The organism is Serratia sp. K-E0102 (genome assembly GCF_029962625.1).
Classification (GTDB): Bacteria; Pseudomonadota; Gammaproteobacteria; order Enterobacterales; family Enterobacteriaceae; genus Serratia; species Serratia sarumanii.
Genome location: NZ_CP124754.1, coordinates 698,288 through 709,982, shown reverse-complemented (window position 1 = coordinate 709,982; position 11,695 = coordinate 698,288). Strand labels below are relative to the sequence as shown.

At 59.9% G+C, this 11,695-nt stretch carries 9 protein-coding genes and 1 riboswitch; of the genes, 5 read left to right on the top strand and 4 right to left on the bottom strand.

All coding sequences use genetic code 11. The features are described 5' to 3' along the window. Nucleotides 1-56 precede the first annotated feature (56 nt). A complete protein-coding gene (leuO, locus tag SSARUM2_RS03220) occupies nt 57-1,004 on the bottom strand; it encodes a transcriptional regulator LeuO (RefSeq protein WP_033649194.1) in 948 nt (315 codons plus the stop codon). Between the two features lie 872 nt (nt 1,005-1,876). Between leuO and leuA the strand changes: the two genes are divergently transcribed. Genes leuA through leuD form a run of 4 tightly spaced genes read left to right on the top strand, consistent with a single transcriptional unit; the run spans nt 1,877 to nt 6,559 of the window. After that, nucleotides 1,877-3,451, top strand: a complete 1,575-nt coding sequence (gene leuA, locus SSARUM2_RS03215; RefSeq protein ID WP_004932820.1) for a 2-isopropylmalate synthase — start codon at nt 1,877-1,879, stop codon at nt 3,449-3,451. 2 nt (nt 3,452-3,453) lie between these two features. Continuing rightward, the gene (leuB, locus tag SSARUM2_RS03210; protein ID WP_033649192.1) at nt 3,454-4,545 is read left to right on the top strand and encodes a 3-isopropylmalate dehydrogenase; all 1,092 of its coding nucleotides are present in this window, start codon (nt 3,454-3,456) and stop codon (nt 4,543-4,545) included. A gap of 1 nt (nt 4,546) precedes the next feature. Further along, entirely contained in the window at nt 4,547-5,947 is a 1,401-nt protein-coding gene (gene leuC, locus SSARUM2_RS03205) for a 3-isopropylmalate dehydratase large subunit (RefSeq protein WP_033637093.1), read from the top strand. Between the two features lie 9 nt (nt 5,948-5,956). Continuing rightward, a complete protein-coding gene (leuD, locus tag SSARUM2_RS03200) occupies nt 5,957-6,559 on the top strand; it encodes a 3-isopropylmalate dehydratase small subunit (RefSeq protein ID WP_025159634.1) in 603 nt (200 codons plus the stop codon). 38 nt (nt 6,560-6,597) lie between these two features. Here the strand turns inward: leuD and SSARUM2_RS03195 are convergent, their stop codons facing one another. The 3 genes from SSARUM2_RS03195 to sgrT all read right to left on the bottom strand — a co-directional run bounded on the left by SSARUM2_RS03195 (nt 6,598) and on the right by sgrT (nt 9,742). After that, the gene (locus SSARUM2_RS03195) at nt 6,598-8,070 is read right to left on the bottom strand and encodes a DASS family sodium-coupled anion symporter (protein WP_033649188.1); all 1,473 of its coding nucleotides are present in this window, start codon (nt 8,068-8,070) and stop codon (nt 6,598-6,600) included. 144 nt (nt 8,071-8,214) lie between these two features. Next, complete coding sequence (locus SSARUM2_RS03190) at nt 8,215-9,411, bottom strand: sugar efflux transporter (protein ID WP_033652907.1); 1,197 nt, start codon at nt 9,409-9,411, stop codon at nt 8,215-8,217. A 154-nt stretch (nt 9,412-9,565) separates the two neighbouring features. Next, complete coding sequence (sgrT, locus tag SSARUM2_RS03185; RefSeq protein ID WP_170310358.1) at nt 9,566-9,742, bottom strand: glucose uptake inhibitor SgrT; 177 nt, start codon at nt 9,740-9,742, stop codon at nt 9,566-9,568. A gap of 88 nt (nt 9,743-9,830) precedes the next feature. Between sgrT and sgrR the strand changes: the two genes are divergently transcribed. Then, complete coding sequence (gene sgrR, locus SSARUM2_RS03180) at nt 9,831-11,492, top strand: HTH-type transcriptional regulator SgrR (protein ID WP_060452778.1); 1,662 nt, start codon at nt 9,831-9,833, stop codon at nt 11,490-11,492. A 37-nt stretch (nt 11,493-11,529) separates the two neighbouring features. Continuing rightward, nucleotides 11,530-11,648: riboswitch (TPP riboswitch) on the top strand. The last annotated feature ends 47 nt before the right edge of the window (nt 11,649-11,695 follow it).

The following is an 11,695-nucleotide window of genomic DNA, read 5'->3' as shown; positions in this document are numbered from 1 at the left end:
GAGAAAAAAACGCTCAGTTGAATATTATCTTTATATGGCTCCCATTTTTTATCGATTTACTTTGGGTTACCTGCCTCAATCAGGACGGATTTCATCCACTGGTGCCCTTTATCCCGCTCGGAGGATTCATGCCAGGAAAGATAGCAGGTTGCTTTATTGTGATTGGCGCACAAAGGAACCGCCTTTATTTTCAACGCCTCCGTCTGTTGTCTCACCAGCCAGGCTGGTGCAATCGCCACCATCTCCGTTTGCGACACCATATTCAACACGCTGTAGAGATCCGTGCACTGCTGCGTCACGGCGCGCAGCATCGGTTCCTCTAAATAAAAAGGCTTACTGAACGATCCAAAACTTTCCAGGGATACCGCCGCGTGCTGTTCGGCCAGCATTTGCTCCGGCGTCGCCTCCTCGCCCATTCTCGGGTGCGCCTGCGCGGCCGCCAGCACTAATTCGTCGTCGAACATCGCCAAACTGCGAAACTCTGCCGATTCGAAACGGCTGTAGCCGATGACAAACTCGACGTCCTGATAACGCAATTGATGTTCGATATTATTGTTGATGTATGACTTTATTTGCAGATTAAGCTGCGGCGCGATCTGTTTGACGTGATTGATTATCCCGGCGCCCAGGCGCAAGTCGAGCGGACTGCACAGCGACAAGGAAAACGCTCGCGTGCTGGTCAGCGGCTCGAACTCGGCGCCCGGCAATTCATTCTGCACCAGCTGCAACGCTTGCCGCACCGGGCCAAACAGCTGCCTGGCCCGCATGGTGGGCTGGATCCCGCGCCCGCAGCGCACGAACAGTTCGTCGTTGAACATCACCTTCAGGCGCGCTACCGCGTTGCTCACCGCCGGCTGCGACATCCCTAGCGAATTAGCGGCTCGCGTAATATTTTGCATTTGCATCACGGCGTCAAACACCGTCAGCAAATTAAGATCGACGCTGCGCAAATGAATGTCCGCCGGCTCTTTGACCATAGTGATTTCTGAATCATATTCAGCCATATTTCACTCCACTAAATCCTGTGTAGATAATCTAATCCTTATGCTCGACAAACAATGAAACGCCGCATTGTCATATCTTTGCACGACAAATCCTGCCATTACCGTCATCAACCGATAAAAAACCTCGTGTTATCGACACGATATAAGTCGTATATGGAATACATGTCAGTAGTTTCTCCCGTCAGCGGGAAGAATGCCACCTGGGTAGTACTAATAATTAGGTATCAACAATGATTAATACAACTAAACAACATAGCTGCACTGTATGAGACAAACTATAAAAACACATCATAAGCAATCAAACCATCTAAAAACACCGCTCACTTTGTGTAAAATTACATTATTTTGTTATATTATGACTAAAATAATCAATTAATCATATGAATTCAATTTAAATCATTTGTATAAAAAATGTTATTTTGTTGCCCCCCGTGATTAATCCCTCTTATTTTTTCATCGCAAATCTTAACGCAACGAAATCCAGAAGCAATTAGCGCAGTATATATTCGATTCGTTTATGCTAAGCAGCGCGCAAACTGGCCCCATTTTTTCTCTAAGGCGTCGCTTTTTTGCCGAATGATCCTCTGTTTGGCCAATGGGCAGGTGCATTGTCCCCGCATTCAATCAGGTGTTGACATCGCCAGGCCAATCACGTATCAAATTAGGCAGACACCCAATTTAAGAGAAGCTGAACCCTTATGATCCGTACTCATCGTCTACTAGGCCTACTACTCAACGCATCTTGTTTGCGCGGTATGCCTGTGGACGAAGTTCGGAGCTGACTCAGCCGATCACCCATAAGAAACCCGCGCTACTGCGCGGGTTTTTTTTTGCCCGCTTAGCGTGAAATCAACACGATAAGGAATGCACCGATGAGCCAACAAGTCATTATTTTCGATACCACGCTGCGTGATGGCGAACAGGCGTTGCAGGCCAGCCTGAGCGTAAAAGAGAAGATTCAGATTGCGCTGGCGCTGGAAAGAATGGGCGTCGACGTGATGGAGGTCGGCTTCCCGGTCTCTTCGCCGGGCGACTTCGAGTCGGTGCAAACCATCGCGCGCCAGATCAAGAACAGCCGCGTCTGCGGCCTGGCCCGCTGTGTAGACAAAGACATCGACGTGGCCGCCGAAGCGTTGCGCGTCGCCGAAGCGTTCCGCATCCACGTATTCCTGGCCACCTCGACCCTGCACATTGAATCGAAGCTGAAACGCTCGTTCGACGAAGTGTTGGAGATGGCGGTGCGCTCGGTCAAACGCGCCCGCAACTACACCGACGACGTAGAGTTCTCCTGTGAAGACGCCGGCCGCACGCCGATCGACAATCTGTGCCGCGTGGTCGAAGCCGCCATCAACGCCGGCGCCACCACCATCAATATTCCGGACACCGTCGGTTACACCACGCCGAACCAGTTCGGCGGCATCATCACCACCTTGTATGACCGCGTGCCGAACATCGACAAAGCCATCATTTCCGTGCACTGCCACGACGATTTGGGCATGGCGGTCGGCAACTCCATCGCCGCGGTTCAGGCCGGCGCCCGTCAGGTGGAAGGCACCCTGAACGGCATCGGTGAGCGCGCCGGCAACTGTTCGCTGGAAGAGGTGATCATGGCGATTAAGGTGCGCCAGGACATCATGAACGTGCACACCAACATCAATCATCAGGAAATCTTCCGCACCAGCCAGATCGTCAGCCAGCTGTGCAACATGCCGATCCCGGCCAACAAGGCGATCGTCGGCTCCAACGCCTTCGCCCACTCCTCCGGCATTCACCAGGACGGCGTGCTGAAGAACCGCGAAAATTACGAAATCATGACCCCGCAGTCGATCGGCCTGAAAGACGTGCAGTTGAACCTGACCTCCCGCTCCGGCCGCGCGGCGGTGAAACACCGCATGGAAGAGATGGGCTACCAGGAGCAGGACTATAACCTGGATACCCTGTACGCCGCCTTCCTGAAGCTGGCCGACAAAAAGGGCCAGGTGTTCGACTATGACCTGGAGGCGCTGGCCTTCATCAACAAACAGCAGGAAGAGCCGGAGCACTTCAGCCTGGGCTACTTCAGCGTGCAGTCCGGCAGCAGCATCATGGCCACCGCCTCGGTGAAACTGATCTGCGGCGGCGAAGAGAAAGCCGAAGCCGCCACCGGCAACGGCCCGGTCGATGCGGTTTATCAGGCAATCAATCGCATCACCGACTACCCGATCGAGCTGGTGAAATACCAGCTGACCGCCAAGGGCCATGGCCGCGACGCGCTGGGCCAGGTGGATATCGTGGTCTCTTACAACGGCCGCCGCTTCCACGGCGTAGGTCTGGCGACCGACATCGTCGAATCTTCCGCCAAGGCGATGGTGCACGTGTTGAACAATATTTGGCGCTCACAGCAGGTAGAAAAAGAAAAGCAGCGCCTGCAGCAAAACAAACATCAAAATAATCAGGAAACGGTGTGAACATGACGAAGACTTATCACATTGCCGTCTTGCCCGGAGACGGCATCGGCCCGGAAGTAATGGCTCAGGCGCGCAAAGTGTTGGACGCGGTGCGTCAACGCTTTGACATTCGCATCACCACTGCCGAATACGACGTCGGCGGCATCGCCATCGATCGCCACGGCAGCCCGCTGCCGCCGGCGACCGTCGCCGGCTGCGAGCAGGCCGACGCCATCCTGTTCGGATCGGTAGGCGGCCCGAAATGGGAACACCTGCCGCCGGCCGAGCAGCCGGAACGCGGCGCGCTGTTGCCGCTGCGCAAGCACTTCAAACTGTTCAGCAACCTGCGCCCGGCGCGCCTGTATCAAGGGCTGGAGGCATTCTGCCCGCTGCGCGCCGACATCGCCGCCCGCGGCTTCGACATTCTGTGCGTGCGCGAACTGACCGGCGGCATCTACTTCGGCCAGCCGAAGGGCCGCGAAGGCCAGGGCATGCAGGAGCGCGCTTTCGATACCGAGGTGTATCACCGTTTCGAGATTGAACGCATCGCGCGCATCGCCTTCGAATCCGCCCGCAAGCGCCGCCACAAGGTGACGTCGATCGACAAGGCCAACGTGCTGCAAAGCTCCATCCTGTGGCGTGAAGTGGTCAATCAGGTCGCTAAGGATTACCCGGACGTGTCGCTGTCGCACATGTATATCGACAACGCTACCATGCAGCTGATCAAGGATCCGTCCCAGTTCGACGTGCTGCTGTGCTCCAACCTGTTCGGCGACATCCTGTCCGACGAGTGCGCGATGATCACCGGCTCGATGGGCATGTTGCCGTCCGCCAGCCTGAACGAGCAAGGCTTCGGCCTGTACGAACCGGCGGGCGGTTCCGCGCCGGATATTGCCGGCAAAGGCATCGCCAACCCGATTGCGCAGATCCTGTCCGCCACCCTGCTGCTGCGTTACAGCCTGGGCGCCGATGAAGCGGCCGACGCCGTGGAGCGCGCCATCAACCAGGCGTTGGAACAGGGCTACCGCACCGCCGATCTGGCCGGTGACGGCAAAGCCGTCAGCACCGATGAAATGGGCGACATCATCGCTCGCTTTGTAGCTCAGGGGGCATAACATGGCCAAGACCTTATACCAGAAGCTGTACGACGCCCACGTGGTGCACGAAGCGCCGAACGAAACGCCGTTGCTGTATATCGACCGTCACCTGGTGCACGAAGTCACTTCGCCGCAGGCGTTCGACGGCCTGCGCGCCATGGGCCGCAAGGTGCGCCAGCCCGGCAAAACCTTCGCCACCATGGATCACAACGTGTCGACCCAGACCAAAGACATCAACGCCAGCGGCGAGATGGCGCGCATCCAGATGCAGGAGCTGATCAAGAACTGCGCGGAATTCGGCGTTTCGCTGTATGACCTGAACCACCCGTTCCAGGGCATCGTGCACGTGATCGGGCCTGAGCAAGGCATGACGCTGCCGGGCATGACTATCGTTTGCGGCGACTCGCACACCGCCACCCACGGCGCTTTCGGCTCGCTGGCGTTCGGCATCGGCACCTCCGAAGTGGAACACGTGCTGGCGACCCAGACCCTGAAGCAGGGCCGCGCCAAGACCATGAAGATTGAAGTCACCGGCGACGCCGCCGAGGGTATTACCGCCAAAGACATCGTGCTGGCGGTGATCGGCAAAACCGGCAGCGCCGGCGGCACCGGCCACGTGGTGGAGTTCTGCGGCAAGGCGATCGAAGCGTTGAGCATGGAAGGACGCATGACCCTGTGCAACATGGCGATCGAAATGGGCGCCAAAGCCGGGTTGGTCGCGCCGGACGACACCACCTTCGCCTACCTGAAGGGGCGTCAGTTCGCGCCAACCGGCGAAAACTGGGAGCAGGCGGTCGCCTATTGGCGCACGCTGAAGTCCGATGCCGACGCCCAATTCGATACCGTGGTGACGCTGCGCGCCGAAGAGATCGCGCCGCAGGTCACCTGGGGCACCAACCCCGGCCAGGTGATCGCCGTCAATCAGGCGATCCCGGCGCCGGAATCGTTCAGCGATCCGGTCGAGCGCGCCTCCGCGGAAAAAGCCTTGGCCTACATGGACTTGAAACCGGGCATCAAATTGACCGACGTGCCGATCGACAAAGTGTTCATCGGCTCCTGCACCAACTCGCGCATCGAAGATCTGCGCGCGGCGGCGGCGATCGCCAAGGGGCGCAAGGTCGCCAGCGGCGTGCAGGCCATCGTGGTGCCGGGCTCCGGCCCGGTGAAGGCCCAGGCGGAAGCCGAAGGGTTGGACAAAATCTTTATCGAAGCCGGTTTCGAATGGCGTTTGCCGGGCTGCTCGATGTGTCTGGCGATGAACAACGACCGCCTGAATCCGGGCGAGCGCTGCGCATCCACCAGCAACCGTAACTTCGAAGGGCGTCAGGGCCGCGGTGGGCGCACCCACCTGGTCAGCCCGGCGATGGCCGCCGCGGCCGCCGTTGCCGGTCACTTCGCCGACATCCGTGATATTCACTAAGGGGCTAACGTGGCTAAATTTACTCAACATACCGGCTTAGTGGTGCCTTTGGATGCGGCCAACGTCGACACCGACGCCATTATTCCCAAGCAGTTTTTACAGAAGGTCACCCGCACCGGCTTCGGCCAGCACCTGTTCAACGACTGGCGTTTCCTCGACGACGCCGGCCAGCAGCCGAACCCGGAATTCGTGCTGAACAAACCGCGCTATAAAGGCGCCAGCATCCTGTTGGCGCGCGAGAACTTCGGCTGCGGCTCCTCGCGCGAACACGCGCCCTGGGCGCTGACCGATTACGGATTCAAAGTGGTGATCGCGCCGAGCTTCGCCGATATCTTTTACGGCAACTCGTTCAACAACCAGCTGTTGCCGGTGACGCTGAGCGAACAGCAGGTGGATGAGCTGTTCAAGCTGGTGGACGCCAACGAGGGAACGGAGTTCGTGGTGGATCTGGAGAACCAGACGGTCAACGCCGGCGGCAAAAGCTATCCGTTCGAAATCGACAGCTTCCGCCGCCACTGCATGATCAACGGGCTGGACAGCATCGGCCTGACGCTGCAGCACGAAGCGGACATCTCCCGCTACGAAGCGCAGCAGCCGGCGTTTCTGAATTAACCCCCTTCACCCGCCGCCCGGCGGGTGAGTTTTTTTCCTCACCAGTAGCCCAGCAGCTTCCACCATGCTCCGCCGATCACTATCCAGATCAGCAAGTTAACCACGCTCATCACCCATCCCGCTTTCCACCATTCCCCCAGCGTCACGTAGCCGGAGCCGAAGACGATCGGCGCGGTGCCGGTACCGTAATGCGTCAGCGACATCATCAGCGAGGAAGAGAACGCCAGGATCAGGCCCAGCAGCGCCGGTGGCGCGCCGAGCGCGATGCCGGCGGCGAAGAAAGCGGCGAACATCGCCGTCACGTGCGCGGTGGTGCTGGCGAAGAAATAGTGCGAATACAAATAGATGAGGGTCAGCAAGATCGTGCCGCCCACCCAGCTCATGCCCATATGGTCGATGCCGTTGCCCACGGTTTGCGACAGCCAGCCGATCAGCCCCAGTTTGCCGAGGAAGCTGGCCATCATCACCAGCGCCGAGAACCACACCACGGTGTCCCAGGCACCTTTATGCTTGAGCACATCCTCCCAGCTCAGCACCCCGGTGGCCAGCAGCACCGCCAGGCCGATCAGCGCCGCGGTGGTGGGATTGACCGCCAGCGCCGGGCCGAAGATCATCGCCGGAATGCCGGCCCACAGCACCAGCAACAGCGCGAACACCCCGAGGGTGATTTTCTCCGGCAGCGTTACCGGCCCCAGCGCCTGCAGTTTTTCGCGCGCGAAGCGCGGCGCGTCCGGGGTACTTTTCACCTCCGGCGGATACAGCAGATAGATGACCAGCGGCATCACGATCAGCGAGCACAGTCCCGGCACCAGAGCGGCGACTGCCCACATCGACCAGGACAGCTCGAAGCTGCCGTGTGTGCCTTTGGCGATCAGGCTGACAATCAGCGGGTTAGGCGCGGTAGCGGTGATAAACATCGCCGAGGTGACCGGGTTGATGTTGTAGTTCACCAGCGACAGGTAGCGGCCGATTTTTCCGGAGGTATTGAGCTCGGGTTTGGAGCCGAAGCTGTCGGCGATCGACTTCATGATCGGGTGAATGATGCCGCCGCCGCGCGCGGTGTTGCTCGGCGTCACCGGCGCCAGCGTGGTTTCCGCCAGCGTCAGCGCATAGGCGATGCCCAGCGTTTTTTTGCCGAACAGCGAAATAAAGTAATAGCCGATGCGCGCGCCCAGCCCGGTTTTATTCAGGCTGAGGGAGATCATGATCGAAAAGCCGATCAGCCAGATCAACTGGTTGGAAAAGCCGCTGAGCGCGTCGTCCAGCGCGGCGCCCGGCTTGCCGGGATTGGTGACGCCGGTCACCGCCACCAGGGCGATGGCGATCACCGAAACTGCGCCGATCGGCATCGCCTTGCCGATGATGGCGATGATGGTGCCGATAAACAGCGCCAGCAGCTGCCAGGCATTAGGCGCGACGCCCTCCGGCACGGGAATGAGGAACCAGATAATCAGCGTGGCGGCAAGGGCGCACAGGGAAGGAAGCGGTTTGAGCGGTGTGAGTTTATCCATAACGTTCCCACTGTTCTAAACGACAAGGCGGCATCTCAATAGCGAGATGGGCGTGGGCGCAACGATCGCGCGCCATATGTCTTCAGCTTGGGCGTCCGGTTCAGCCTTCTCAATGACTTGCATCAAGAATGCCGTCGTTTGACCTCACACTTCACGCACTTTGGCGCTCATCCCGAGCGCCGCCAGCGCCAACAGCGCCGCCATCCAATACACCGAGCCATGACCGAAATTCTCCACCAGCGCGCCCTGCAGCACCCCGGCCAGGATCACCCCGGTAGAGATGCTGTTGGTGAACAGCGTGGTGGCGGCGCCCGGCCGGCCCGGCATCAAATCCTGAAAATAGAGCATGCCGATACCGGCGACGATGCCGATAAACACCGCGTTGAGCAACTGCAGCGCGATCAGGGCCGGCTTGCTCTCCAGCACCGTCAGCCCGAGATAAAACAGCACGCCCGCCGCCACCGCCAGCAGCATCATGTTGCGTTTGCCGAAGCGTTGGACGTAATAACCGGCCAACAGCATCGCCGGGATCTCCAACCCGGCGGCGGTGCCCATCAGCACCCCGGCCAGCCCCTCCGGCAGGCCGAGATCGGCGGTGATATACAGCGGCATATCGATGATGTACAAGGTATTGCAGGTCCACATCAGCATCGAGGCGATGAACAGCAGCCGCACGTCGCGATTGCGCCAGGCGCTGGCGGGCGCAATCGGCGCGGAAGCGCCTTCCCGCAACCCTTCGCCATCCGCCGCGCGCGGCACCGAAGGCAGCATGAATCCTACCAGCAGCACGCAGACCGCGAAGGTGGCGGCGGCGATCAGGAACATCACGGTGAACCCGTAGCTGAGCGCCAGCGCAAACGACAGCGGCGGGCCGATCACCCACGCCAGCGATAGCTGGGCGCGCATCACCGAGCTGAACATCACCACTTCACGCGCCTCGCTGTCGGCGTATTCCCGCGCCAAAGCGAAAATCTGCGGCATGGCGGTGTTGGCAACGGCGGACATCAGCACCCCGGCGGTGATCAGCGTCAGGTAGTCGCGGTTAAAGGCAAACAGCAGACAGTTGCCGACCGCCATCAGGCAGCACAGCAGGATCAGCCTGCGCCGATCGCCGCGGGTATCGGAGCGTTTGGCCAGCAGAAAACTGACGACGATGCCGGCCACCGCGTTGGCGGTGTAAAACAGCCCGACCCACAGCGGCCGCACCTTGACCTCGGTGGTCAGAAACAGGCTGAGCGTCGGCGTCAGCAACGCGCCGGCGATGCCAGAAAGAAAAGCAATCAGCAGGAATGCGGCAAAGATGGGATTGATGCGCTGTGACAACCGGCTCAGGCGTTGCATATCGTCTTCCCTGACCTCAAAGCAGAAAAAAGAACCTTAGGCCACGGCGAGAAAAATGCAAGCGCATTGCCATGACCACGCATAAAAAAACCAGTGGGTCGCCCCACTGGCTGGTGAAACAGCACCATTACTCAGAAATTGGTTGCCGGAGTCCCTACAGGTGCTCGCGATACTGCTTATCGGTCATCTCTTTGATGTCCCATTGCGTCAGGTGCGCCAGCATCGCCAGCCGCGCCTGCTCGGGCACCACGCTCAGCCAGTCTGCGCGCTGGCGGCGCACCGCGCTGAAATAGCGCTGGTAGAACTGTCTGGATAAGAAAGCTTTCATCATTACGCCCTCCCCCTTTCATTGATGAAAATTATCGGCGTAATATAGGGAAAGAAAAATTGACGAGTTGAGGCAGGAGCGTTCCTCTTTTATGTCCACGTCCCGATTGCAGCAGCAGTTCATCCGCCTGTGGCAGCGCTGCCACGGTGAAGCCACCGACACCACGCTGCAGGATCTGGCGGAGGTGCTGAGCTGCTCGCGGCGCCACGTGCGCTCCCTGCTGAGCGCCATGCAGCGAGAGGGCTGGCTCACCTGGCAGGCGGAGTCGGGGCGCGGCAAACGTTCGCGGCTAACCTTCCACTACACCGGCCTGGCGCTGCAGCAACAGCGGGCCGAGGAGCTGTTGGAACAGGACCGCATCGATCAGTTGGTGCAGCTGGTGGGCGACAAAAACGTGGTGCGCCAGATGCTGCTGTCGCAGCTGGGGCGCAGCTTCCGCCAGGGGAAACATATACTGCGGGTGCTCTACTACCGGCAGCTGTACAACCTGCTGCCCGGCTCGGCGCTGCGGCGTTCGGAAACCCATTTGGCGCGCCAGATCTTCAACGGCCTGACGCGCATAAATGAGGAAAACGGGGAACTCGAGTCCGATCTGTCCCACCATTGGCAGGCGCTGACGCCGCTGCACTGGCGGTTTTACCTGCGCCCGGCGATCCATTTTCATCACGGCCGCGAGCTGGAGATGGCGGACGTCATCACTTCCCTCTCGCGTCTGACCTCGCAACCGCTGTTCTCGCATATCGAGAGCGTCACCTCGCCGACGCCGTTCGTGATCGACGTGCAGCTGCGCAGCCCCGACCACTGGCTGCCCTGGCTGCTGGGCAGCGTGCAGGCCATGATCCTGCCGCGCGAATGGCGCGAACTGCCTGATTTCGCCCGCCATCCGGTCGGCACCGGCCCCTACCGCATGGTGCGCAACCATCCCAGCCAGATGAAGATCCACGCCTTCGACGACTATTTCGGCTACCGGGCGCTGATCGACGAGGTGAACATCTGGGTGCTGCCGGAGTTTTCCGAAGAGCTGGTGCACTCCGGCGTACAGCTGCAGGGCGATGAAACCGGCAACAGCGAGCTGGAAAGCCGGCTGGAAGAGGGCTGCTATTTCCTGCTGTTCGATCAGCGCTCCCCGCTGGCCGCCGATCCCGCCATTCGCAGTTGGCTGTGCGAATTGATCAACCCCATTTCGCTGCTGAGCCACGCCGGGCCGCTCTACCAGCGCTATTGGTCGCCGGCGTACGGCCTGCTGCCGCGCTGGCACCATAACCGCACGCTGGCGCAGCAGCCCAAGCCCGCGGGCCTGACTGAACTGACGATGACCCACTTCAATGAGCATTCGGAGTTTCACGCCATTCGCCAGGCGATCGAACCGCTGCTGGCGCAGCACGGCATCCGCCTGATTGTGCAAAGCGTGGATTACGCCACCTGGCACCAGGGCGACGCGCGCAGCGATCTGTGGCTCGGCAGCGCCAACTTCTATCTGCCGCTGGAGTTTTCGCTGTTCGCCACGCTGTACGAACTGCCGCTGATGCAGCACTGCATGAACGAAGATCTGGCGCAGGACGCGGCGCTGTGGCGCGCCAACCGCTTGCCGCTGGCCGATTTCTGCCAGCGTCTGGTCAGCAACCACCAGCTGCATCCGCTGTTCCACCACTGGCTACAGCTGCACGGCCAGCGCAGCATGCGCGGCGTGCGGATGAACACCCTCGGCTGGTTCGACTTCAAGTCCGCCTGGTTTGCCCCGCCGGAGGCATAAGCGCCTTTCGCCCGGGTCGGTTAATCTTTACAATAGCGCCGTCTCAACGGGGTGCGGTAAGTCGGGCCGCGTGATAAGCCCGATTTTCCGCTGAGAGCACACCCGTCGAACCTGATCCGGTCAATACCGGCGGAGGGATTTGAGCCCAGCGAACCGGCGACGCCGCCTCGCCCCCTCAGATACCCTTGCCCCCTTATTTTTCA